Below are 23,311 nucleotides of genomic sequence, written 5' to 3'. Positions count from 1 at the left end.
TCTTATTATTTTATCGCGTCGGCTATACAGTTCAGATATAAGTGATATAGTGGTTATAGTTAACACCTTTTTTATTATTAAATCGTATTAGCAGCCCGATTAAGTCTGCAGATAAACGATGGCCTGATGGCGCTAATCTGGATGATGTATTATGAAATTGCAGCAGCTTCGTTACATTGTTGAAGTGGTTAATCATAACCTTAACGTCTCCTCTACCGCTGAGGGGTTGTATACTTCCCAGCCGGGGATCAGCAAGCAGGTTAGGATGCTGGAAGATGAGCTTGGCATCCAGATTTTCGCCCGCAGCGGTAAGCATCTGACTCAGGTGACGCCCGCAGGACAGGAGATTATTCGTATTGCGCGTGAGGTGCTTTCCAAAGTCGATGCCATTAAGTCGGTCGCCGGCGAGCACACCTGGCCGGATAAAGGCTCGCTCTATATTGCCACTACCCATACTCAGGCGCGTTACGCATTGCCAGGCGTGATTAAAGGCTTCATCGAGCGTTATCCGCGCGTTTCGCTGCATATGCACCAGGGGTCGCCAACGCAGATTGCGGAAGCGGTATCGAAAGGGAACGCCGATTTCGCGATTGCCACGGAAGCGCTGCATTTATATGACGATCTGGTGATGTTGCCATGCTATCACTGGAACCGTTCGATAGTGGTGACGCCGGATCATCCATTGGCGGCAACGTCTTCCGTAACGATTGAAGCGCTGGCGAAGTATCCGCTGGTGACGTATACCTTCGGCTTTACCGGGCGTTCCGAACTGGATACCGCTTTTAATCGCGCAGGGTTAACGCCGCGGATCGTCTTTACAGCAACCGATGCGGATGTGATTAAAACGTATGTCAGGTTGGGGCTGGGCGTTGGCGTCATTGCCAGCATGGCGGTCGATCCGCTTGCCGATCCTGATTTAGTGCGGATTGACGCGCACGATATTTTTAGCCACAGCACCACAAAAATTGGTTTTCGCCGTAGTACTTTTTTACGCAGCTATATGTACGATTTTATCCAGCGTTTTGCGCCGCATCTGACGCGTGATGTGGTGGATACGGCGGTGGCGTTGCGTTCTAATGAAGAAATTGAAGCGATGTTTCAGGATATAAAGCTGCCTGAAAAGTAATAGCACCGTCGGTTTGTGTCGTAGTGGCATGGCAGACAAAGCCGCTTTTTGCAATATCCCTCAAAGTATTACGGGTAATGATCAGCAAAATAGTGTTGAATTACCCGTCCCGCCAGTTTCTTTTTCCAAATAGTTATCTTGAGTCAAAAGATTGATTTATTCACTGGCAACGATTCGTAAATTGACTGGATTTTTGACTAAAGTTTATTTAGGATTTGTCTCATCTGATGATTAATTGTACCGATTGTTTGGTGCTGAAATGATAAGTGATACCGATAGCATGAGGTTAGTAATGCCTTCTGAAAACCAGGAACCGCGCCGCGACCCTGAGCTCAAACGTAAAGCATGGCTGGCGGTTTTTGTGGGTTCTGCGTTGTTCTGGGTAGTGGTAGCGCTTGTTATCTGGCATTGGTGGGGCTAAGTGAGCATTACGTCGGAACGCGAGCGCGTGGTCGCGCCCCCGATTCAATCTTGTGACGATGATAACACCCCGGATACGACCGTTTTCCGGTCTGTTCCGCAACACTGGACGCTCACACCGCAGCAGCGGGCATTTATTGATGCTTTTGCTGACGAGGTGTCACAAAAATAATATTCGTCTTTTTATTGGCGTTACTGTTTTATTAACGCTGTCTTATTACACCGCAGCAACCGTGTGCTGAGCGCCTCTCAGTATTGATTAAACACAGTTGGTGTCGCCTATGTTAACGTCAAATATAAAGTATTGGTCATGGACTGGCGCGTTTATATTATCGCTACTGTTCTGGGCCGAGTTAATCTGGATTGCCGTCTAATCTCGTCAAAGCCCGATAATGCGCTATTTATCGGGCTTTTTCATCTTCGCTCCTCGCCTGTTAGGTTTCTCCTCTTTTAGCAATTTGGGTTGTTATCAAAACGTTACATTTTGTTTGTGTTATCTTTAATACAACCCTGTGGAGAATCAGGGTAACGCAACCCTGTCATTTAAGGAGGAGCTATGTCGTCAACCCTACGAGAAGCCAGTAAGGATACATTGCAGGCCAAAGATAAAACGTATCATTACTACAGTCTGCCGCTGGCTGCCAAATCCCTGGGCGATATCGCCCGTTTGCCCAAATCACTTAAAGTGTTACTGGAAAACCTGTTGCGCTGGCAGGACGGCGAATCTGTGACTGATGAAGATATTCAGGCGCTGGCCGGTTGGCTTAAAAATGCCCATGCCGATCGTGAAATTGCCTGGCGGCCCGCCCGTGTCCTGATGCAGGACTTTACCGGCGTGCCTGCCGTTGTCGACCTGGCGGCGATGCGTGAAGCCGTTAAACGCCTCGGCGGCGATACGTCGAAAGTGAACCCGTTATCGCCGGTTGATCTGGTTATTGACCACTCTGTGACGGTCGATCATTTCGGCGATGACGATGCGTTTGAAGAAAACGTGCGGCTGGAAATGGAACGTAACCATGAGCGTTATATGTTCCTGAAATGGGGAAAGCAGGCATTCAGTCGTTTCAGCGTGGTGCCACCCGGAACCGGCATTTGCCATCAGGTTAACCTGGAATACCTGGGTAAAGCCGTCTGGAGCGAATTACAGGACGGGGAGTGGATTGCTTACCCGGACTCGCTGGTGGGGACTGACTCCCATACGACCATGATTAATGGTCTGGGCGTATTGGGGTGGGGCGTGGGCGGTATTGAAGCGGAAGCGGCGATGCTTGGTCAGCCCGTGTCGATGCTTATCCCGGATGTCGTCGGCTTTAAGTTAACCGGTAAACTTCGGGAGGGGATCACTGCCACTGACCTGGTGCTAACCGTCACGCAAATGCTGCGTAAGCATGGCGTCGTGGGTAAATTTGTTGAATTTTATGGTGATGGTCTGGATTCGCTGCCGTTGGCGGATCGCGCGACCATCGCTAATATGTCGCCGGAATATGGCGCAACCTGTGGTTTCTTCCCTATTGACGCCATTACCCTGGAATATATGCGATTAAGCGGACGTAGCGACGATCTGGTCGAGCTGGTTGAAGCCTACGCGAAGGCGCAGGGAATGTGGCGTAATCCCGGAGACGAACCGGTATTTACCAGTACGCTGGAACTGGATATGGGCGATGTCGAGGCCAGCCTGGCCGGGCCGAAACGCCCGCAGGATCGCGTAGCGTTAGGCGATGTGCCGAAAGCCTTTGCCGCCAGCGCCGAGCTGGAGCTGAATACCGCGCAAAGAGATCGCCAGCCGGTTGACTATACGATGAACGGACAGCCATATCAGCTTCCTGATGGCGCTGTCGTCATTGCCGCCATCACCTCCTGTACGAATACCTCGAATCCCAGCGTGCTGATGGCTGCGGGATTACTGGCGAAAAAGGCAGTAACGCTGGGGTTGAAGCGTCAACCTTGGGTCAAGGCTTCTCTGGCGCCGGGGTCAAAAGTGGTATCTGACTATCTGGCGCAGGCCAAACTTACGCCTTACCTGGATGAGCTCGGTTTTAACCTGGTCGGTTATGGCTGTACGACCTGTATCGGGAACTCCGGTCCGTTGCCGGAGCCTATTGAGACCGCGATTAAAAAAGGCGATCTGACGGTAGGGGCCGTGCTTTCCGGTAACCGAAATTTTGAAGGGCGTATCCATCCGCTGGTGAAAACGAACTGGCTGGCGTCGCCGCCGCTGGTGGTGGCGTATGCGCTGGCCGGAAACATGAATATTAACCTCGCGACAGACCCGCTGGGGTATGATCGTAAAGGCGATCCGGTATACCTGAAGGATATCTGGCCTTCAGCGCAGGAAATTGCCCGCGCCGTTGAACTGGTATCATCGGATATGTTCCGTAAAGAGTATGCGGAAGTGTTTGAGGGCACGGACGAATGGAAATCGATTCAGGTTGAATCGTCCGATACCTACGGATGGCAGTCGGATTCAACCTATATTCGCCTGTCGCCTTTCTTTGATGAAATGCAGGCCCAGCCTGCGCCCGTCAAAGATATCCACGGCGCGCGTATCCTGGCGATGCTGGGTGATTCGGTGACGACCGACCATATTTCCCCGGCCGGCAGTATCAAGCCGGACAGTCCCGCCGGACGCTATCTGCAAAATCACGGCGTTGAGCGGAAGGATTTTAACTCTTATGGATCACGGCGCGGTAACCATGAAGTGATGATGCGCGGTACGTTCGCCAATATTCGTATTCGCAACGAAATGCTGCCCGGCGTCGAAGGTGGGATGACGCGGCATTTGCCGGGTACGGAAGCGATGTCGATTTATGATGCCGCGATGCTCTACCAGCAGGAAAAAACGCCGCTGGCGGTGATTGCCGGGAAAGAGTATGGGTCGGGATCGAGCCGTGACTGGGCGGCAAAAGGTCCGCGGCTGTTAGGTATCCGCGTGGTGATCGCCGAGTCGTTCGAACGTATCCACCGCTCAAACCTGATTGGGATGGGGATCCTGCCGCTGGAGTTTCCACAGGGCGTAACGCGTAAAACGCTGGGACTGACCGGGGAAGAGGTGATTGATATCGCGGATCTGCAAAACCTGCGCCCTGGCGCGACCATTCCGGTGACGTTAACGAGATCGGACGGCAGCAAAGAAACGGTACCTTGTCGCTGTCGCATTGATACCGCCACCGAGCTGACTTACTACCAGAATGACGGCATATTGCACTATGTCATTAGAAATATGCTGAACTAAAGCCGTTTATCGGGCCTGCCGTAAACAGGCAGGCCCGCGCTTTAATACCGGTGGCTTACTTGTTTAGCAGGTGACCCATTTTGGCCGCTTTAGTATCGAGATAATGCTCATTATTTGGATTACGACCCACAATGAGCGGAACGCGTTCCACGATATTAATTCCCGCCTCGGTCAGTATTTCGACTTTCTTCGGATTATTGGTCAGCAGGCGAACTTCATCCACGCCGAGTAATTTGAACATATCCGCGCACAGGGTGAAATCACGCTCATCGGCGGCAAAGCCGAGCTGATGATTGGCCTCCACCGTGTCATAGCCTTGATCCTGTAACGCATAAGCGCGAATTTTATTAAGTAGGCCAATATTGCGGCCTTCCTGACGGTGGTATATCAGAATTCCGCGTCCTTCTTCCGCAATATGCGTCAGCGCGGCTTCCAGTTGAAAACCACAATCACAGCGCAGACTAAAAAGCGCGTCCCCGGTAAGACATTCGGAATGAACGCGAGCCAGTACCGGCGTTTTACCTGAAATATCGCCAAAAACCAGCGCGGCATGGTCGTGTCCGGTTGCCAGTTCTTCAAATCCCACCATCAGAAAGTCACCCAATGGGGTTGGCAGTTTGGCTTCTGCCACACGTTTAAGCTGCATGTATTTCTCCAGATTATGCTGACGCCTGCGGTGTCGTCGCCTGTTGGCTTGTATCCCGCTATTTTGCCATAAGGCGGCGGACATCACCTAATCACTACCACGTAATTGCTCAGGAATGGCACAAATTTGTCAATTTTCCAGTCCGGCGAGAATTTTCAGTTATGATTGTGATACTTACTTATAAAAGGAGCATCCATGCTTTCAATTGCGAGGCGCACCGCGGCAGGCGCCGCCCTGTTGCTTATCATGCCGCTTGCCGTATGGGTATCAGGCTGGCAGTGGCAGCCAGGACATCAGGTCTGGTGGCTAAAAACGCTATTCTGGATAACGGAAACCGTGACCAAACCCTGGGGCGTTATCACGCATGTGATTCTTTGTGGATGGTTCTTATGGTGCCTGCGATTTCGCCTGCGCGCCGCCATTATGCTGTTTGCGATTCTCGGTGGGGCGATTATCGTCGGGCAGGGCGTGAAGTCATGGGTAAAGGAGCGCGTACAGGAGCCGCGGCCATTTGTGGTCTGGCTTGAAAAAACGCACCATATTCCCGTCGATGAGTTCTACACTTTAAAGCGTACAGAACGCGGACATTTAGTGAAAGAGCAGTTGGCCGGGCAACAGAACATCCCCGTTTTCCTGCGTCAGCACTGGCAAAAAGAGACGGGTTTTGCGTTTCCCTCCGGACATACCATGTTTGCAGCGAGCTGGGCGCTTTTGGCCGTGGGTCTGTTATGGCCGCGCAGACGGACTTTCACCATCGCGTTTTTGTTAGTCTGGGCAACCGGCGTAATGGGCAGCCGTTTGCTTCTGGGAATGCACTGGCCGCGAGATTTAGTGGTCGCCACGCTTATCTCCTGGCTATTAGTTACCCTGGCGACCTGGCTGGCGCAGCGAATTTGCGGGCCGCTTATGCCGCCTCGTGAAGAAGCGCAAGAAATTGCTGAACGCGAGCAGGAAAGCTGACAACGGTTGATTTTCTGACTATTGCCCTTAAATCATCTGATGGCGGGCGCATTTCCATTTCGCGCGAGGCGGGAAAATGGTAATTTAGAAGGCTGGATGCGGTAAGTTGGACACGATTTATTCGCGCAAACCACATAACGGGAAGTAATGTGAAATATTTACTCATTTTCTTACTGGTATTGGCGATTTTTGTTATTTCGGTGACGCTGGGCGCGCAGAATGATCAACAGGTGACGTTTAACTACCTGCTGGCGCAAGGGGAGTATCGTATCTCCACGTTGCTTGCTGTGTTGTTCGCCGTCGGTTTTGCGATTGGCTGGCTGATTTGCGGCCTGTTCTGGCTGCGGGTCCGCGTTTCCCTTGCCCGTGCTGAACGTAAAATTAAACGACTGGAAAACAAGCTTTCGCCAGCAACCGACGTTGCGGTCCCTGCCGATTCGTCGGTTGTAAAGGAATAATCATTTATGTTGGAGTTGTTATTTCTGCTGTTGCCTGTAGCCGCTGCCTATGGGTGGTATATGGGTCGCAGAAGTGCGCAACAAACAAAACAGGATGAAGCTAACCGCCTGTCGCGCGATTATGTCGCAGGGGTTAACTTCCTGCTGAGTAACCAACAAGATAAAGCGGTGGATCTGTTCCTCGATATGCTTAAAGAGGATACCGGCACCGTTGAGGCTCATCTCACTCTCGGTAATCTGTTTCGCTCACGAGGCGAAGTCGATCGCGCCATTCGTATTCATCAAACGCTCATGGAAAGCGCTTCATTGACCTATGAACAGCGTTTACTGGCTGTTCAGCAACTGGGGCGCGACTATATGGCCGCCGGTTTATATGACCGCGCGGAAGATATGTTTAACCAACTTACCGACGAAACGGAATTTCGCGTAGGCGCGTTACAGCAGCTCTTGCAAATCTATCAGCTAACCAGCGACTGGCAAAAGGCGATCGAAGTAGCAGAACGGCTGGTGAAACTGGGCAAAGATAAACAGCGTATCGAAATCGCCCATTTTTACTGTGAGTTAGCGTTACAGCAAATGGGCAACGACGACATGGATCGCGCGATGGCGTTGCTGAAAAAAGGTGCCGCCGCAGATAAAAATAGCGCCCGGGTGTCTATCATGATGGGGCGCGTTTATATGGCGAGAGGGGATTACGCCAAAGCGGTCGAAAGCCTGCAACGTGTGATCGTTCAGGATAAAGAGCTGGTCAGCGAAACGCTGGAGATGCTGCAAACCTGTTATCAACAGCTCGGTAAAAATGCCGAGTGGGCGGAGTTTTTACGTCGCGCCGTTGAGGAGAATACCGGTGCTGGCGCTGAGTTAATGCTTGCCGATATTCTGGAAGCGCGTGAAGGTAGTGACGCAGCTCAAGTCTATATCACACGTCAGCTACAGCGACATCCTACCATGCGGGTGTTCCATAAGCTGATGGATTACCATCTCAACGAGGCGGAAGAAGGGCGAGCGAAAGAAAGCCTGATGGTACTGCGTGATATGGTTGGCGAGCAGGTGCGCAGTAAACCGCGGTATCGTTGTCAGAAATGCGGTTTTACCGCCTATACCTTGTACTGGCACTGTCCGTCCTGCCGGGCATGGTCGACCATTAAACCTATTCGCGGACTTGATGGGCAGTAGTATATAAAAAAAGCTTTACTTTAGTTACAACATACTTAATGATGTAAAACTAAAAACAACGCTGGCATCGGCGACCAAGGCTTATCAGGTTGTCAATCGAACCTGTTAATTTCCCTGCGCCGCAGGTAGAATGCACGCCGTTTATCCAATTTGCGCCACTTCCGGTGCCCATCATCAAGAAGGTCTGGTCATGACGTTTACTGCTTCATCTTCTTCCTGCGCTATTACTGAATCGCCTGTCGTTGTGGCGTTGGATTACCATGAACGCGATAAAGCCCTGGCGTTTGTCGATAAAATCGATCCTCGCGATTGTCGCTTAAAAGTAGGCAAAGAGATGTTCACGCTGTTTGGTCCACAGCTCGTTCGGGATCTCCAGCAGCGTGGGTTTGATGTCTTTCTTGATCTAAAATTTCATGATATTCCCAACACCACGGCCCGGGCAGTCGCCGCAGCGGCAGACCTGGGCGTCTGGATGGTAAACGTTCACGCGTCTGGCGGGGCGAGAATGATGGCCGCAGCGCGCGACGCGCTGGCGCCATTCGGTAAAGATGCGCCGTTGCTCATTGCCGTGACCGTGTTGACCAGTATGGAAACCTGCGATCTGCGCGATCTGGGCGTGACGTTGTCACCGGCGGAACATGCGGAGCGGCTGGCGCGCCTGACGCAGCAATGCGGGCTGGATGGCGTGGTCTGTTCCGCTCAGGAAGCGGTCAGATTTAAACAGGTCTTTGGCGCTGCATTTAAGCTGGTGACGCCGGGCATTCGGCCCGCAGGCAGCGAGGCAGGCGATCAGCGACGCATTATGACGCCCGAACAGGCATTATCCGCCGGCGTCGACTATATGGTGATTGGCCGCCCGGTTACGCAATCGGTAGATCCGGCGCAAACGCTGAAGGATATTAACGCGTCACTGAAACGGGAGGCATAATGAGCGATTCCAATAGTCGTCTGGTTTATTCAACACAGACGGGGCGCATTGAAGAACCTAAAACGGCGCCGGTTCGTCCCAAAGGGGATGGTATCGTTCGCATTCAGCGTCAAACCAGTGGCCGTAAGGGTAAAGGCGTATGTTTGATTACCGGTATCGAGATGAATGATGCGGAATTAACCAAACTGGCGGCTGAACTGAAGAAAAAATGCGGCTGTGGCGGGGCAGTAAAAGAAGGGATTATTGAAATTCAGGGTGATAAACGCGACTTGATAAAATCATTGCTGGAAGCTAAAGGAATGAAAGTAAAATTAGCTGGCGGCTAATGAAAACGCCACGGTTGTAAATTACCGTGGCGTAAAAGTCAACTTTGTCTATTTTTGTAATCCAGACCTGAAAAGAATAAACGTATTATTTTGAGCCGTTCAATATTTAAACGTCTGGATTATTTTCCAACCTGGTGACCAATCACGCCGCCGACCGCCGCGCCGCCCAAGGTGCCTAATGTACTGCCGTCCGTTAACACTGCGCCGCCTAACGCCCCCGCACCTGCGCCAATAGCCGTGTTGCGATCGCGCTTGGACCAGTTTGAGCAGGCGCTCAGAGACATTGCTACGGTGATTGCCAGCACAGCAGCGGCCATTTTTTTGCTCGTCATAAACATAATACTCTCTCCTGAATTAACGATTCACGGAATTAAGCTCACTATAACTATAGTTAAAATAAAACCTGTTAAGAGATTTTCCGTAAAACCTGATTGCGCAGGGGTATATCACGCAGGTGATAGTCACTTCCTGTTATTTCGCTAATATTAATTTTACGACGTTACGCTCGTTACAACAGGTAAATAGTCTTAATTGGGATGTCAGAAAAGTCTTAGAGAGAGGATGATTTGCCATAGGGCAAACCATCGGGAAATATTTTAAACGGATGAGCCAATAACATTGACTAGCAGCCCTGCATGTTCTAACTGCATTTGATCGCTGGCGGAAATTCTGGAATCCGTAATGACACGATGGAAGCGAGAGAGCGGGCCCAGGGGATAGGGATGCACACAGCCAAATTTGGAGCTGTCGGTGAGGACAATCGCTTCTGAGCCTTTTTCCAGAACAGCGTTAACCACATCCGATCGCATCATATCGCGTCCGGTAAAGCCGGTATCAGCCTGCCAGCCATCAATACCGATAAATGCTTTGCTGAAATGCACTTGATGGATAAACTGTCGCGTCAACGGCCCTACCATGCTTTCACTTTTTTTCTGATAGATTCCACCGAGGAGAATGACTTCGCAAGGAGTTTCTTTGAGCAGGTGCGCGATATAACTGCTCACGGTGATGATCGTGACATCTTTTTGTTCCGCCAACGTCCGGGCCAATAGCGCATTGCTGCTGCCATTTTCAATAAAAACGGATTCCCCTGGACTGACCAGCGAGGCGGCGAACTCCGCCAGTCGGCGTTTTAGCGTGTAGTTCGTCATCATGCGAGTCTCTACGTCATCGCTCTCAAGCGAAACGGCGAAACCGTGCGCACGGCGTAAATAGCTCTGCTTTTCCAGGGTATTCAGATCCTGACGAATCGTGACTTCAGATACGCCGGTAATTTTCGCCAGTTCAGCAACGCTCATCTGGCCTTTATCAACCACCATTTGCAAAATTGATTGTTGTCGGGAGTTCATAGTATTAATTTTATACGTTAAGAGGAGTCAACAGACAGTCAGAGAGCCGGGAAGGGCTAACGGCCATCCCGGACAAATTATCGCTATCAGATTTCCCAGGGCGACCCGGGAGCCTGGGATGGCGAGATACCGTCTTTAACCTGATCTAACAGCTCTGCTCTCAATATTTCAAGGTTATTGATGGCCGAGTGGTAATCGCCAGCAACAAGGATATCCAGCACGGTATCAATGCGTGCGGCAATTCGTTGTGCTTCGATATCAGACATGTTTGTCATCCTTAATGTCAGAAAAGGTTTCAATTCATGATGCAGAAATTAATCTGAAAAGAGAAGGGAAAAATAGGGCTATGCCTGTCTGCACAGGCTGTTCTCCCTATTATCGTCGCCATTAACGCATTTTTTTCGTCTGATAACGTTTGTACCAGCGTTCAAAAGAAACGGCGGGCATAGGTTTGGCGAATAAAAAGCCCTGTCGTTCATTGACGCCGTTTTTTGTCAGGAAGGCATCTTCTTTAGCATTTTCTACGCCTTCGGCAATCACTTGTAAATTTAGCGCCTGAGCCACCGCGACAATCGCCCGAACCAGAGATTGCGACAGCGGTTGCTTATGGATATCTCTGACGAAAGCCTGATCCAGTTTAACGGCATCAATAGGGAACCGGGCGAGTTGAGAAAGCGAAGAATACCCGGTGCCAAAATCATCCAGATGAATCTGAGCGCCGAGCTGACTAAATTGCTGGATAACCGATAGCGCCAGCGTGTCGTTTTCGATCAGGCAGCTTTCCGTTAGCTCGACATCGATCGGGCAATACTCAAAATTCAGATCGTACAAAGCCTGTTTAAGCGCAGTAAAAAGCGTCTGGTCGGCCAGTTGTCGCGCCGAAAAGTTAACGGCTACGCGCAAGTTAATCCCTTTATCGCGCCATTTCGCAATCTGGCGAACCACATCCAGAATCACCCAGCGGCCCAGCGGGACGATGAGTCCTGACTCTTCGGCGTATGAGATGAACTCCAGCGGCGGAATTAATCCGCGTTCCGGCGATTGCCAGCGTACCAGTGCTTCCAGGCTACGTACTTCGCCGCGCCAGGTAATTTTGGGCTGATAGTGAATAAGTAACTGGTCGTTTTCCAGCGCTTTTCGCAGGTTTGTATCCAGCCAGTGGTAGTCAAATACGCGCTGATTCATTTCCGGCAAAAAAACGCAGAACTGACCGCGGCCGCCTTCTTTGGCGTTATACATTGCGGTGTCGGCAGTGCGAATGAGACTTTCGCTGTCCTGTCCGTGCCGGGGGGCCAACGAAATGCCAATAGCGCATCCCGTGTAAACTTCAATGAGTCCAATACGAAACGGTTGCCGCAGACGGGTAAGGATTCGTGAGGCTACTGCTTCCAGCGCGGCCTGAGACGTATGGGCAGCGAGAACAATGAATTCATCTCCCCCCAGTCTGGCCAGCAATTGATCTTCCTCCAGACAACTCAACAGCGCCAGCGAAACGGCCTGTAAGAGCTGATCGCCAAACATATGCCCATAGGCGTCATTAATTTTCTTGAAATTATCCAGATCGAGATAAACGATACCCACTTGCGACTCGCCAGCCGAGGCAATAGCATGATTAATAAATTCATGAATAGCATTGCGATTGGGCAGGCCGGTGACGGTGTCTGTATTCGCCAGTATGCGTAAACGCTCCTGAGCCCGCCTTTCTTCGGTGATATCCGTGCCTGCGCAGATCAGGAAAATTTCGTTTTTTCCGCTACCGTTATGGACGAATTTATTACGAAATAAGAACAGGCGTTGGCCTTTACGGGTCTTTATCCAGCGTTCGATTTCATAGGCATTGCCATTGCGAAAAAAATTCTCAATGTAGTGCCGGGAGGCAACCGCCTCCCGGCGACTCATAAATAATTTAAAGACGCTTTGACCAATTACATCTCGCTCTTTTAAGCCCGTGTACTCTTCGCATGACCGATTAAATCGACAGATTTTTCCCCGACTATCCAGTATCGCAATGACTGAGTTGGCTTCTGATACGATTTGCTCGGCAAAAGAGAGTTCCTGCGCCTGCGTTGGTGTGACGGCAGGCGTATCAGGCCAGGTTGCCAGGCTGCCAGCCCATTCACGGTTATTAATCTTACGGCCTACCAGGTGTACTGCGGTAACCTGTTTTTCTATCAACAACGTTATCAGCAGACTGGACGTAATCGCCGTTATTTCCCGGATACGCCCGGCTTGCTCCGGCGATAGCTCAACCGTTTTTTCTGCATCCGTTTCACCTGTCGGGGAGAGATACAGCACGTTGCGGTTATCAGCCAGACGCCAGTGAGAGTGAAGGGGACTTAGCGCCGTTTGTTCCTGAATCTGTTTCATCATGCATACCATCCCATTTAAGCGCCAGGTGCCCGAAAAGAAAGGTTAGCCATGTTATAAATAAGGGTAATTATGGCTGAACGTATTGTTTTATCTATGTATTCATATGTAATCCAGATTCTGGAAAAAGCATAGTCGCCAGCTAAAAATAACAAGAAATGGGGCGCTTGAATAAGATTAAACGCAGAGCATGACGGAAGGGAGAAGAAGAAAAGAAACGGCCTTTGCCTTCTCAGCAAAGGCCGTTGAGCGAGCTAAGCGTGGTTACGCTGCCGGTCGGGCAATAATGCTGCGGGTTTCCATGCGAACTTCCGCAATAGTGACATCAATGACATCCGTCACTTTATAAACCGTCTCACCTTTAATCTGTACCGTACCGTTTTCCTGGCTGCATACCAGTTCATCGCGAACGGCGTGCAGGAACGGGGCAGGGATAAAGGCGATAGCGCCGTTATCGACCAGTCGCACACGCATACCACCGCGGCTGACGTCAATAATTTCTGCCGCGAAACGGGTATTTGTCCCCGCCTTATCGTTAAGGAAGCGTGCATATAACCAGTCGCCGACATCGCGCTCCGCCATACGGTTCAGGCGACGGCGTTCCGCCATTTGCTGGGTGATATCTTCCTGCGGACGCGCAATAGCTTCCCCCTTGATGACCGCTTTCAGCAGGCGATGGTTAATCATATCGCCATACTTACGGATGGGAGAAGTCCAGGTGGCGTAAGCCTCAAGACCAAGACCGAAATGCGGCCCCGGCTCGGTGCTGATTTCCGCAAAAGACTGGAAGCGACGAATGCGGCTGTCAAGGAAACCGGAGGGTTGCGCATCCAGTTCGCGACGCAGTTTACAGAAGCCTTCCAGCGTCAGCACCTCTTCGGCATCGACATGCAGACCATGCGTTTTCAGCAGCGCGGCCAGCGCGTCGGCATTCGCGGGATCGAAGCCCGTATGTACGTTGTAAATACCGAAACCGAGCTTATCGCGCAGTACGCGCGCGGCGCAAAGGTTAGCGGCGATCATCGACTCTTCTACGATACGGTTAGCGATACGGCGCGGTTCCGCCACAATATCCAGTACTTCGCCTTTTTCGCCAAGCACAAAGCGGTAATCCGGGCGGTCTTTAAAGACTAACGCATGATGATGACGCCACTCACTGCGGCTTAGACAAATACGGTGCAACAGACGAATCTGCTGGGCAATGCCTTCGTTATCCGGCTGCCAGGTGCCGTTATTTTCCAGCCAGTCGGAGACATTGTCGTACGCCAGCTTGGCCTTCGATTCGATGATGGCCGCAAAAAAGGCGATATCATCGTCAATGGTGCCGTCTGCGGCGATTATCATGCGACAGGCGAGCGCCGGACGCACTTCGTTGGCGCGCAGTGAGCACAGATCGTCAGACAGCTCACGCGGCAGCATAGGAATATTGAAGCCCGGCAGGTAGTTGGTGAAGGCGCGAATTTTCGCTGCGTTATCCAGCTTACTGCCCTCGGCAATCCAGGCGGTAGGATCGGCGATAGCCACCGTAAGCTGGAGTCTGCCGTCCGCTAATTCCTCAGCATAAAGCGCGTCATCCATATCTTCAGTGCTGGCGCTATCGATAGTGACGAAATTCAGCGCGGTAAGATCCTGGCGCTCCAGCCCTTCGTCAAGCATCTCCGTCGCTACGCCGTTCGGCGCTTCTTTTTCCAGGTTATGGCGGGCAAGCGTAACCCACCAGGGAACAAAGTGATCGTCGGCAAAGGTGATATACTGCGTTAAATCGGCGTAAAACGAACGGTCGCCTTTAAGCGGATGGCGGCGCATTTCAGCAACCGCCCAGTCACCTTCTTTGAACTCATGCTGAACGCCGCGCGCGGCGCGGCAGGGAATCGCGTCTTTCAGCAACGGATGATCCGGCACGATGGACAGGCGGTCATTTTTACCCTGAACTTTTCCCACAAAGCGCGTCAGGAACGGTTCGATCAGTTCTTCCGGCTCGGCAGACTCCCGTTCTTTTTCCGTGTGGATGACCGCGACGATACGATCGCCATGCATCACTTTTTTCATCTGCGGCGGAGGAATGAAATAGCTTTTTTGCGCGTCAACTTCAAGGAAGCCAAAGCCTTTTTCCGTGGCTTTTACGACCCCTTCAGCGCGCGGCGTCTGGGAATGCAGTTGCTGTTTAAGCTGCGCTAGCAGCGGGTTGTCCTGAAACATATTCGTCTATTTTCGTAGCCAAAAGAGCGGCTGACAGTTTTACGCGATTCTGCCTGGCGCAGCAAGCGCTCTTTCTGTAATGGATGAGTTAATAGGTTTCGCCCAACGCGATTTTTAAACGATTTAACCATCCGCACACGCCGCACCAGCCTAACATGTTAATGGCCTGCTCCGATGAAACACCCCTGGTGAGTAGCGGGAAAAAATGCGCGGCGCTAAAGCGATCGGGCGCTCTGGTGAGCCATTGTATCGCCTGTGTCAGCGCAGGCTCAAGTTCCCAACGAGCGATGTCGTCGTCTTCCTGGCGTAACGTGATGACAGCGCGACGCCACGCGCCAGGTTGGGTTGCCTGTTCGTTAAAGCAGGCGGCGCTGCCGTTGATACGTGATGTGAGGAGCGTGATAAGTGGAAGTAAAGAAAGGGGCGACGCGGTGTGTAATGTGCTGGTCAGTATGCGTTCGAGTAACGCGAATGAAGACGGATCGCGGATGAGTACCGGTGCCATTATTTGGCATTGTGAAGACGAATATTGCCGCCGAACTTTGGTATGGGCGGGAGGATATTCTACCAGACTGGCGGCGGGCCGCCATGTCGTCTGGGGGTTTTGAAACCGTGCGGCCCTGGCAAAGCGCTGCATCTCCTGGCCGGGCAGTTCGCGCACGGGCAAACGGCAAAACGCCTGAAATATCGCCGCTACCCGCGCCTGAAAACCGATAAACCCAATGATCTGATTGATGAGTACGGTATCCCGGGCGGTTAATCCCACCTCTGCAAGCTGTTCACGGGCCCGCGTATTGATAACGGAGGGGGAGCCAGCAAGTTGACGAGCGTATTGCGTAATTTGCGCCAGCCGTTGATTGCTCTCTCTTGAGGCGTCAGGGCCAGGTAGCGGTGCCAGACGTGCGGCATAATGGCGGCACAAACGCTGAACCCCAAATACCTGAGCGGCGGTCAGCGCGGTGCTCATACGTTCATAGGCGCTAAACGTATGAAGCCGGTCGTTGAGAACCGTGCGGGGAAATAAGACATCCGCCAACTGGCGAGCTGGCTTTAACCATGATTCAAAAGGCGTCAACGCGGTTTTTGCTACCGCTAAATCCAGTAAAAATCGATCGTTAACATACGCGGCTTCCGGCATCAGCGAAAGCGGGGTTTGTGACGACATAGTGGATTGTGTTTCATGATACCAGTGGCTTTTACCCGCTTTTCGGCATTGTTCCATAGGGTTTCCCGAGGATGAAATGGCGATCGATAATGATTCGGCGTCGGATCGTTTATGCTGGATTATCCTGGCGTATGCGGGAAAGGGATGAAAGATTGTTAGGTGATAACAAATATCAGAACGCTATATAACGAGATGAGTGGTGAGTGAGGGGAATGGGGCAGCACAGCCGTGCTGCCCGCTAATAAACTTAATGCGCTTATTTGAGTTCCAGTTCATTCATTGCCGCAATGCTGAACCCGCCGTCAACATGGACGACTTCGCCAGAAATGCCTGCCGAGAGATCGGAGCACAGAAACGCCGCTGAGTTACCCACATCTTCAATGGTCACGGTGCGACGAATTGGCGTAACGGCTTCACAATGCGCCAGCATTTTACGGAAGTCTTTAATACCGGACGCCGCCAGCGTGCGGATTGGACCCGCAGAGATGGCGTTGACGCGAACCCCTTCCGGTCCCATAGCGTTTGCCATATAACGCACGTTAGCTTCCAGAGAGGCTTTCGCCAGACCCATGACATTGTAGTTCGGGATGGCGCGCTCCGCTCCCAGATAAGACAAGGTCAACAGCGCAGAACCCGGATTCAGCATGGTGCGGCAGGCTTTCGCCATGGCAACAAAGCTGTAAGAGCTAATATCGTGAGCGATTTTAAAGCCTTCGCGGGTAACCGCATTAACATAATCGCCGTCCAGCTGATCGCCAGGCGCGAAACCAATTGAGTGTACGAAACCGTCAAATTTCGGCCAAACGTTACCCAGCTCCGCAAACATAGCGTCAATGCTGGCATCTTCAGCGACATCACACGGTAAAACGATGCTGGAACCCAGCTGGGCAGCAAATTCTTCTACGCGGCCTTTCAGTTTGTCGTTCTGGTAGGTGAACGCCAGTTCAGCTCCTTCGCGGTGCATCGCCTGTGCGATACCGTAGGCGATGGACAGTTTACTGGCCACGCCAGTGACCAGAATGCGCTTACCGGAAAGAAAACCCATAGCTTTAATCCTTATAGTCATTGCTTATTTTTTGCTTTTACGAACAATGGTTAACAGCAACTTTTCAACATTATTCGAAATTAGTCTGAAATTATATCTCACTCCTGACCCCGTGTGTCACGCTATTTTTCCGCTGCTATCTCCAGCTGGTGACGTTCTAAAACCACACGATAACGAAGTCCCTGAGGATTTTGAGCACTCCCCAGGGCCAAACTGGCAAATCAAAGAGTCTAATGGGACAGGCCCTACGCTGCAGTATACCAGCTGGTGTAAGGTTCGCCTCATCCAACCAGAGACACCGGGACGGATAGCAAGTACGCATAGCGATGCACCTTCCACCAGACAAATAAAGGTTCTGTAGGAAGCCTGAATATTCATCCGAATGGTTTACCTCACCTATTAGCGATGTTATGGACATGTAATTTTAACCATCAAATGCTTAACAAAAATAATTTCTTTTTTAGGTGCTGAAGGTTTTCTCTATTTATTGATGCAGAGTAATACTTAATATGAAAAATTTTGGAAATCAGGTGATTACAGTAGTTACAAATCGGGTTTTTATATGTTTGCATGTGTATTATAATAAATTTTCAGAGGATGAGGCATATGCCGTTTACATTTCAGATCGGAAATCATAGTTGCCAGATATCAGAAAGGTATTTAAGAGATATCATCGATAATAAAAAAGAGCATATTTTTTCAACGTATGAGAAATTCATAGATTTTTTCAGGAATATATTTACCAGTCGAAGTTTAATCTCTGATTATAGAGAAATATATAATCTACTGTGCCAAAAAAACGAGCGTCCCGATATTACGAAGCCTTTCTCGCTACGACCATTTTCGAGGCGAGATGAAGACTGTACACGATGGCGCCCCCTTCTTGGATATATTAAACTGATTGATGCCTCCAGACCTGAAACAAGAGATAAATACACTGTAGAGGTATTAGCGTATCAAGAAAATATGTTACTACTACAGATGTTTTACGATGGAGTATTAGTGACCGAGACGGAGTGTTCTGAACATTGCGTCGATTTTTTAAAAGAAACGATGTTTAATTATAATTCCGGGGAAATTACGCTTGCCGCTTTAGATAATGATAACCAGCCGCCGAGCGAAGCAGGTAGTAATGGAATCTATGAGGCTTTTGAGCAACGTTTGATAGACTTCCTGACCACGCCCGCCATGGCGTCTGGTGATGAGAGCGGCGATACTGATCAGACGGATGCATCACAACCAGCGGCAATAGAGGCGTTTATTAACTCGTCGGAGTTTAAAAAAAATATCCGCATGCGTGATATTGAAAAAAATAAAATAGGTAGCGGAAGTTATGGGACAGTCTATCTGTTAAATGATGAGTTTGTTGTTAAGATTCCAATTAATGAGCGGGGAATAAAAGTGGATGTTAACTCTCCGGAACATCGTAATTGTCATCCTGATCGTGTCAGTAAGTATTTGAACATGGCCAATGGCGACAAGGATTTTTCTCGTTCGGCCATCATGAATATTAATGGTAAAGACGTTACGGTTTTAGTTTCAAAATATATTCAAGGTCAGGAGTTCGATATTGAAGATGAAGATAACTATCGAATGGCGGAGGCGCTTCTTGAATCCCGGGGGGTTTATATGCATGATATAGATAACGTAGGTAATATTCTGGTTAAAGAGGGGGTACTTTTCTTTGTGGATGGCGATCAAATCGTGCTGTCACAAGAATCCCGGCAACAGCGAAGCGCTTCTCTTGCAACAACACAATTGGAAGAGCAAATTAAGGCCCGTTACCTGATAAAATTAAAGCAGGCCGAGACCGAAGGAAATACTGAAGATATTGAATATTATAAGTCACTTATTACAGAGCTTGATGAGTTAATCGGAGAGGAAGAACAGACACCTGCGTCAGGAAGACGTTTTAAACTAGCCGCGCCGGAGGAAGGGACTCTTGTGGCTAAAGTATTAAAGGATGAATTAAAAAAATAGCATTTAGTTCCGTTCTTTTCTGCGAATCGCCGGGGCTCATTCGCTACAGATTTGCCGATCAATTATTGAGAGTTGCTATTCGTTTAAAGGTCGTTCAGGGGATCTGGACAGCCTGCAGCGGAGATGCAACTCGCAAGTACGGTTGGTGATGCCGCGCCGCCATAGTGGATGAAATGCCTCGCGATGGTGCAACAACATTAACTCGCCTTGATTTTTCCCCTCTACCTGGCAAGAAGACCCCGGCTTTACGGATGGTCTCATGCCGTCGTATTAGCGTTGTTCGGCGTAGTATGTAAATTTCCTTATAGCAATAGAAGAACATTCTCAAAACATAAAATTAGCAAGTTATCATGAAGTTAACATATATTGTTTTTTTCGATCATTTTTTATATATTGATCGTTTTTATTGATTGATTTGCGTTAAAAGCGCATTATCAGGGAGTTAAGATCAAGTGGAGTGGTCACATGCGCTATTTTTTTATGGCAGAGCCGATAAGGGCAATGGAGGGGGATTTACTGGGTGTCGAAATCACTACCCATTTTGCATCGTCGCCCGCTCGTCCGCTACACCCTGAGTTTGTTATCTCGTCATGGGACAATTCGCAGAAGCGCCGTTTTCTGCTTGATCTGTTGCGGACAATCGCGGCCAAACATGGCTGGTTTCTACGCCACGGCCTGTTCTGTATCGTAAATATCGATCGGGGTATGGCGCAGCTTGTCCTTCAGGACAAAGATATTCGCGCATTACTACACGCCATGCTATTTGTGGAGCTGCAGGTCGCTGAACATTTTTCATGTCAAGATAACGTCTTAGTCGATCCTTTAATACACGCGCTTCATAAACAACCTAATCCATTATGGCTGGGCGACCTGGGCGTAGGGAACGCAACCGCTGCGCCATTAGTTTGCGGGTGTTTTAGCGGCGTAAAACTTGATCGCAGCTTTTTTGTCTCACAAATTGAAAAAATGACGTTTCCGCTGCTTGTCAAACATATCCGGCGTTATTGTGACAAGATCGTGGTGGGTGGCCAGGAAAACACACGCTATTTGCCGGCGTTAAAAACGGCAGGCATTTGGGCAACCCAGGGCACGTTATTTCCTTCCGTTGCGTTAGAAGAGGTTGAAACATTGCTGTTGGGCAGTCGCATGAACACCCTCAGAGAATCGAACTGAGGGTATTTGTTTCGTTTAGCGATCCTTTCGCCATGCGTCAGCGGTCAGCGCCTCGCCAAAATGGCCTGCGATTAAACGACGGGTAAGCTCATGTAGCGGAGAGGCGAGCACATCGGCGGTGCTGCCGCGTTCAACCACTTCCCCCTGATGCATCACTAATACCTGATCGCTAATATGTTTCATCATGCCGATATGCTGCGTGACATAGATATAGGAGATGCCTTGTTTTTCCTGCAATTCAAGCATCAGATTGATGAGCTGCGAGCGCATGGACATATCAAGCGAAGCCAGCGCTTCGTCCGCGATAATGACTTTAGGGCGTAAAATCAGCGCGCGGGCCAGGCCCAGACGCTGTTTCTGCCCCGGCGCCAGCATATGCGGGTAGTAGCTCACGTGATCGGGCAATAGCCCCACCATACGCATCGTCTCGACAATTTGTTTGCGCCGCTGTTCCGGCTCCAGATCGGTATTAAGGCGCAGGGGGAAGTCAAGGATCTGTGAAATACGTTGACGTGGATTCAGTGACGTTGAGGGGTCCTGAAAAATCATTCGAATACGTTGGCTTCGAAACGAATAGTCGCCGTAATGCAGGGGATGATCGTCAATAAGAAGCTCGCCGCTGGTGGGTTCAATCATGCCGGCCAGCATCTTTGCCAGCGTGGATTTGCCGGAACCGTTTTCGCCGATAATGGCCAGAGTCTGACGCTCACGAAGCGTAAAGCTTAATGGTTTCACGGCGTCGACGGTCTGGCGTCGAAACCATCCTGTCCGGTAGCGAAAGGTTTTACTCAGGTTGCGCACTTCAAGCAGAGTTTCCACCATATCACTCTCTCTCCATATTCAGCGGAAAATGACAGGCATAGAGATGATTTTTCGCGCCGGTTAAGCGTGGCGTGATAATGCATTCTCGTTGCGCGTAAGGGCAGCGCGGCCCCAGACGACAACCTATCGGTAACTGCTCCAGTAGCGGGATCGCGCCCGGCAGCGTATTCAGACGGCTTTTATGCGGCATCGCACTGCCAAAATCCGGAATCGCGCGGATAAGCGCCTGCGTATAAGGATGATGTGGCGTCGTCACCAGATCTTTACTTGGCGCGGTTTCTACCGTCTGGCCGCAGTATAAAACGTTGATTTTGTCAGCCCACTGACTCAGCATTTGCAGGTCGTGGCTAATCAACAGAATGGTGGTATTACTGTTTTGATTCAGTCGGGTCAGCAGGCGAAAAATTTGCGCCTGCGTCGTTGGTTCCATTGAGTTGGTGGGTTCATCAGCGATCAGGAGTCGCGGTTGATTCGCCAGCGCGATAGCGATCATGACTTTCTGACACTCGCCATCGGTCAGTTCATAGGGAAAACTGCGCATCGCGTCTTTATGATCTTTAATTCCCACCCGGTGCAGTAATTCAATAGCACGCCGTTTACGCCAGCCTAAACGCTGCCACCAGCGGCCTTTATAGGTCCAGGCGGGAATATTTTGCATTAGCTGGCGGCCGACGCGTTCGGAAGGATCAAGGCACGACTGCGGCTCCTGGAAGATCATCGACACATTATGCCCGACCAGCTTACGCCGTTCACGAGAGGAGAGGCGCAGCAGATCGATATCATCAAAACGCATACGGTCGGCAGTGACTCGCCAGTTGTCTTTCGCGACGCCGCAAATAGCTTTAGCAATCAAGCTCTTTCCGGAACCCGATTCACCTACCAGGCCGCGAATTTCGCCTTCGCTTAATGTCATACTGACGCGATCGACCGCTTTTACCCAACCTTCGCTGGTTTTAAATTCAATGGTGAGATTGCGGATATCCAGTAACGGCATTATTCCACCCCCGCAATAATCGCACGACGAATCCCATCTCCGAGCAGGTTTACCAGTAAAACACTGAGCGTTATCGCCGCGCCGGGTAGCATAACGGTCCACGGCGCGACATAGATTAACTCCAGCGCATCCCCCAACATGGCGCCCCATTCAGGAGAGGGAAGCTGCGCGCCGAGATCTAAAAATCCCAGCGCGGCGATGTCCAGAATCGCCATCGACAGCGCCCGGGTAATTTCGGTGACCAGACCGGCGGTAATATTCGGTAAAATGGCGAACCACAGAATATTCAGTGTTGTCGCGCCATCCAGACGGGCGGCAATGACGTACTCTTTTTCCAGTTCATCATGCACCATGCTATAGACGGAACGTACCATTCGCGGCAACAGGGCCAGCCAGACGGCAAACATCGCGTGTGACAGATGTGGGCCGGCAAATGCCACGACGATAATCGCCAGCAAGAGCGAAGGGATGGAAAGCAGCGTGTCCAGAATATGGTTCAGTACGGCAGAGCGTAAACCGTGCGTCGCGCCTGCCACTACGCCGAGGACTAATCCACATAGCGTAGCCGCCAGCGTTACGATAAACGCGCCGCCGACTGTGGGTGCCGCGCCGCTTAACAGGCGGCTCAGCACATCGCGCCCCAGATCGTCAGTCCCCAGAAAAAAGGAGACTTCACCATAGCGTGACCAGGAGGGCGGCAGTAGCTGATAGCCCAAAAATTGCTGATCGATACCATAGGGCGCGATCCAGCCGCCAAAAATACACAACAACGCCAGTCCGGCGCATCCATACAGACCCACCATCGCAGGCGCGTCGCTATAAAATTTGCGCCAGGCAGTACGCAGGGTGCCTGGCGGGCGCTTTTCGCTGTAGACGCTATCGTAAGGCATATTTACTCGTTTTATTTTTGTTTACCATGCTTTATGTCTTTTGAAATTTTTAAAC

23 protein-coding genes and 2 pseudogenes are annotated in these 23,311 nt (G+C 50.7%); 12 read left to right on the top strand and 13 right to left on the bottom strand.

What is annotated here, in order from left to right; translation table 11 throughout:
* The first annotated feature begins 151 nt into the window (after window positions 1-151).
* From cysB to acnA, 5 genes are all read left to right on the top strand, one after another.
* Complete coding sequence (cysB, locus tag J4614_RS03735; RefSeq protein WP_000776232.1) at window positions 152-1,126, top strand: HTH-type transcriptional regulator CysB; 975 nt, start codon at window positions 152-154, stop codon at window positions 1,124-1,126.
* 280 nt (window positions 1,127-1,406) lie between these two features.
* Window positions 1,407-1,547 carry a YmiA family putative membrane protein gene (locus tag J4614_RS03730; RefSeq protein WP_213083417.1) on the top strand — a complete coding sequence of 47 codons (141 nt, stop codon included), beginning with the start codon at window positions 1,407-1,409 and terminating at the stop codon, window positions 1,545-1,547.
* A complete protein-coding gene (locus J4614_RS03725) occupies window positions 1,548-1,718 on the top strand; it encodes a hypothetical protein (RefSeq protein ID WP_000029025.1) in 171 nt (56 codons plus the stop codon).
* A 109-nt stretch (window positions 1,719-1,827) separates the two neighbouring features.
* Window positions 1,828-1,920 carry a small membrane protein YmiC gene (gene ymiC, locus J4614_RS21985; RefSeq protein WP_223148964.1) on the top strand — a complete coding sequence of 31 codons (93 nt, stop codon included), beginning with the start codon at window positions 1,828-1,830 and terminating at the stop codon, window positions 1,918-1,920.
* A gap of 182 nt (window positions 1,921-2,102) precedes the next feature.
* Window positions 2,103-4,778 (top strand): aconitate hydratase AcnA, encoded by a 2,676-nt coding sequence (gene acnA, locus J4614_RS03720; protein ID WP_000099466.1) that lies wholly within the window; start codon window positions 2,103-2,105, stop codon window positions 4,776-4,778.
* Between the two features lie 55 nt (window positions 4,779-4,833).
* Here acnA and ribA read toward each other — a convergent pair whose 3' ends face one another.
* Window positions 4,834-5,424, bottom strand: a complete 591-nt coding sequence (gene ribA / locus J4614_RS03715; protein WP_001176283.1) for a GTP cyclohydrolase II — start codon at window positions 5,422-5,424, stop codon at window positions 4,834-4,836.
* A gap of 195 nt (window positions 5,425-5,619) precedes the next feature.
* Between ribA and pgpB the strand changes: the two genes are divergently transcribed.
* The 5 genes from pgpB to yciH all read left to right on the top strand — a co-directional run bounded on the left by pgpB (window position 5,620) and on the right by yciH (window position 9,272).
* Window positions 5,620-6,384, top strand: coding sequence for a phosphatidylglycerophosphatase B (pgpB, locus tag J4614_RS03710; protein ID WP_000948651.1), 765 nt, complete (start codon window positions 5,620-5,622; stop codon window positions 6,382-6,384).
* A 149-nt stretch (window positions 6,385-6,533) separates the two neighbouring features.
* Window positions 6,534-6,842 (top strand): LapA family protein, encoded by a 309-nt coding sequence (locus tag J4614_RS03705; RefSeq protein WP_000876301.1) that lies wholly within the window; start codon window positions 6,534-6,536, stop codon window positions 6,840-6,842.
* A 6-nt stretch (window positions 6,843-6,848) separates the two neighbouring features.
* A complete protein-coding gene (gene lapB / locus J4614_RS03700) occupies window positions 6,849-8,018 on the top strand; it encodes a lipopolysaccharide assembly protein LapB (protein ID WP_000891378.1) in 1,170 nt (389 codons plus the stop codon).
* Between the two features lie 190 nt (window positions 8,019-8,208).
* Window positions 8,209-8,946: an orotidine-5'-phosphate decarboxylase gene (gene pyrF / locus J4614_RS03695; protein WP_023213823.1), complete on the top strand. Its 738-nt coding sequence runs from the start codon at window positions 8,209-8,211 to the stop codon at window positions 8,944-8,946.
* Window positions 8,946-9,272: a stress response translation initiation inhibitor YciH gene (yciH, locus tag J4614_RS03690; protein WP_001285199.1), complete on the top strand. Its 327-nt coding sequence runs from the start codon at window positions 8,946-8,948 to the stop codon at window positions 9,270-9,272. Before pyrF ends, yciH begins: the two co-directional genes overlap by 1 nt.
* A 119-nt stretch (window positions 9,273-9,391) precedes the next feature.
* On the opposite strand, the gene osmB is transcribed toward yciH, so the two are convergent.
* From osmB to J4614_RS03645, 9 genes and pseudogenes are all read right to left on the bottom strand, one after another.
* Window positions 9,392-9,610: an osmotically-inducible lipoprotein OsmB gene (osmB, locus tag J4614_RS03685; RefSeq protein WP_000481166.1), complete on the bottom strand. Its 219-nt coding sequence runs from the start codon at window positions 9,608-9,610 to the stop codon at window positions 9,392-9,394.
* A 258-nt stretch (window positions 9,611-9,868) separates the two neighbouring features.
* Window positions 9,869-10,621, bottom strand: a complete 753-nt coding sequence (locus J4614_RS03680; RefSeq protein WP_001088594.1) for a DNA-binding transcriptional regulator YciT — start codon at window positions 10,619-10,621, stop codon at window positions 9,869-9,871.
* A gap of 86 nt (window positions 10,622-10,707) precedes the next feature.
* Window positions 10,708-10,887, bottom strand: a complete 180-nt coding sequence (locus J4614_RS03675) for a hypothetical protein (RefSeq protein ID WP_001279854.1) — start codon at window positions 10,885-10,887, stop codon at window positions 10,708-10,710.
* A 121-nt stretch (window positions 10,888-11,008) separates the two neighbouring features.
* Window positions 11,009-12,991 (bottom strand): cyclic di-GMP phosphodiesterase, encoded by a 1,983-nt coding sequence (gene pdeR / locus J4614_RS03670; RefSeq protein ID WP_208293069.1) that lies wholly within the window; start codon window positions 12,989-12,991, stop codon window positions 11,009-11,011.
* Between the two features lie 261 nt (window positions 12,992-13,252).
* Window positions 13,253-15,187 carry an exoribonuclease II gene (locus J4614_RS03665; protein WP_023220538.1) on the bottom strand — a complete coding sequence of 645 codons (1,935 nt, stop codon included), beginning with the start codon at window positions 15,185-15,187 and terminating at the stop codon, window positions 13,253-13,255.
* A 244-nt stretch (window positions 15,188-15,431) separates the two neighbouring features.
* Window positions 15,432-16,409: pseudogene (locus tag J4614_RS03660) on the bottom strand (CMD domain-containing protein); the annotation flags it as partial.
* Between the two features lie 199 nt (window positions 16,410-16,608).
* A complete protein-coding gene (fabI, locus tag J4614_RS03655) occupies window positions 16,609-17,397 on the bottom strand; it encodes an enoyl-ACP reductase FabI (RefSeq protein ID WP_000506501.1) in 789 nt (262 codons plus the stop codon).
* Between the two features lie 117 nt (window positions 17,398-17,514).
* Window positions 17,515-17,815: pseudogene (locus J4614_RS03650) on the bottom strand (hypothetical protein).
* A gap of 13 nt (window positions 17,816-17,828) precedes the next feature.
* Window positions 17,829-17,969: a hypothetical protein gene (locus J4614_RS03645; protein ID WP_043942882.1), complete on the bottom strand. Its 141-nt coding sequence runs from the start codon at window positions 17,967-17,969 to the stop codon at window positions 17,829-17,831.
* Window positions 17,970-18,003: 34 nt separating this feature from the next.
* Between J4614_RS03645 and steC the strand changes: the two genes are divergently transcribed.
* Window positions 18,004-19,377 (top strand): SPI-2 type III secretion system effector kinase SteC, encoded by a 1,374-nt coding sequence (gene steC / locus J4614_RS03640; RefSeq protein ID WP_001116919.1) that lies wholly within the window; start codon window positions 18,004-18,006, stop codon window positions 19,375-19,377.
* 465 nt (window positions 19,378-19,842) lie between these two features.
* Window positions 19,843-20,550 (top strand): EAL domain-containing protein, encoded by a 708-nt coding sequence (locus J4614_RS03635; protein ID WP_023212460.1) that lies wholly within the window; start codon window positions 19,843-19,845, stop codon window positions 20,548-20,550.
* 15 nt (window positions 20,551-20,565) lie between these two features.
* Here J4614_RS03635 and sapF read toward each other — a convergent pair whose 3' ends face one another.
* From sapF to sapC, 3 genes are read right to left on the bottom strand one after another with little or no spacing between them, the layout of a single operon-like run.
* Window positions 20,566-21,372: a peptide ABC transporter ATP-binding protein SapF gene (gene sapF, locus J4614_RS03630; RefSeq protein WP_000230462.1), complete on the bottom strand. Its 807-nt coding sequence runs from the start codon at window positions 21,370-21,372 to the stop codon at window positions 20,566-20,568.
* Between the two features lies 1 nt (window position 21,373).
* A complete protein-coding gene (gene sapD / locus J4614_RS03625; protein WP_001128869.1) occupies window positions 21,374-22,366 on the bottom strand; it encodes a peptide ABC transporter ATP-binding protein SapD in 993 nt (330 codons plus the stop codon).
* Window positions 22,366-23,256, bottom strand: a complete 891-nt coding sequence (sapC, locus tag J4614_RS03620; RefSeq protein ID WP_001146150.1) for a peptide ABC transporter permease SapC — start codon at window positions 23,254-23,256, stop codon at window positions 22,366-22,368. Before sapC ends, sapD begins: the two co-directional genes overlap by 1 nt.
* Window positions 23,257-23,311: the final 55 nt, after the last annotated feature.

Origin of the sequence: Salmonella sp. 32031103-2018-00083-FB-01-SM-01 (assembly GCF_017571995.1) — a bacterium.
Classification (GTDB): Bacteria; Pseudomonadota; Gammaproteobacteria; order Enterobacterales; family Enterobacteriaceae; genus Salmonella; species Salmonella enterica.
Note: the sequence above shows the minus strand (reverse complement) of the source record. Positions and strands in the feature narration are given on the sequence as shown.

Coding starts and splice junctions, on each gene's coding strand:
- J4614_RS03680 (WP_001088594.1), bottom strand. CDS start 10,621: ATGAACTCCCGACAACAATCAATTTTGCAAATGGTGGTTGATAAAGGC.
- J4614_RS03665 (WP_023220538.1), bottom strand. CDS start 15,187: ATGTTTCAGGACAACCCGCTGCTAGCGCAGCTTAAACAGCAACTGCAT.
- sapD (WP_001128869.1), bottom strand. CDS start 22,366: ATGCCGTTACTGGATATCCGCAATCTCACCATTGAATTTAAAACCAGC.
- fabI (WP_000506501.1), bottom strand. CDS start 17,397: ATGGGTTTTCTTTCCGGTAAGCGCATTCTGGTCACTGGCGTGGCCAGT.
- ymiC (WP_223148964.1), top strand. CDS start 1,828: ATGTTAACGTCAAATATAAAGTATTGGTCATGGACTGGCGCGTTTATA.
- pdeR (WP_208293069.1), bottom strand. CDS start 12,991: ATGATGAAACAGATTCAGGAACAAACGGCGCTAAGTCCCCTTCACTCT.
- lapB (WP_000891378.1), top strand. CDS start 6,849: ATGTTGGAGTTGTTATTTCTGCTGTTGCCTGTAGCCGCTGCCTATGGG.
- acnA (WP_000099466.1), top strand. CDS start 2,103: ATGTCGTCAACCCTACGAGAAGCCAGTAAGGATACATTGCAGGCCAAA.
- yciH (WP_001285199.1), top strand. CDS start 8,946: ATGAGCGATTCCAATAGTCGTCTGGTTTATTCAACACAGACGGGGCGC.
- osmB (WP_000481166.1), bottom strand. CDS start 9,610: ATGTTTATGACGAGCAAAAAAATGGCCGCTGCTGTGCTGGCAATCACC.
- cysB (WP_000776232.1), top strand. CDS start 152: ATGAAATTGCAGCAGCTTCGTTACATTGTTGAAGTGGTTAATCATAAC.
- J4614_RS03730 (WP_213083417.1), top strand. CDS start 1,407: ATGAGGTTAGTAATGCCTTCTGAAAACCAGGAACCGCGCCGCGACCCT.
- pgpB (WP_000948651.1), top strand. CDS start 5,620: ATGCTTTCAATTGCGAGGCGCACCGCGGCAGGCGCCGCCCTGTTGCTT.
- J4614_RS03675 (WP_001279854.1), bottom strand. CDS start 10,887: ATGTCTGATATCGAAGCACAACGAATTGCCGCACGCATTGATACCGTG.
- sapF (WP_000230462.1), bottom strand. CDS start 21,372: ATGGTGGAAACTCTGCTTGAAGTGCGCAACCTGAGTAAAACCTTTCGC.
- pyrF (WP_023213823.1), top strand. CDS start 8,209: ATGACGTTTACTGCTTCATCTTCTTCCTGCGCTATTACTGAATCGCCT.
- J4614_RS03645 (WP_043942882.1), bottom strand. CDS start 17,969: ATGCAAACATATAAAAACCCGATTTGTAACTACTGTAATCACCTGATT.
- J4614_RS03635 (WP_023212460.1), top strand. CDS start 19,843: ATGCGCTATTTTTTTATGGCAGAGCCGATAAGGGCAATGGAGGGGGAT.
- steC (WP_001116919.1), top strand. CDS start 18,004: ATGCCGTTTACATTTCAGATCGGAAATCATAGTTGCCAGATATCAGAA.
- ribA (WP_001176283.1), bottom strand. CDS start 5,424: ATGCAGCTTAAACGTGTGGCAGAAGCCAAACTGCCAACCCCATTGGGT.
- sapC (WP_001146150.1), bottom strand. CDS start 23,256: ATGCCTTACGATAGCGTCTACAGCGAAAAGCGCCCGCCAGGCACCCTG.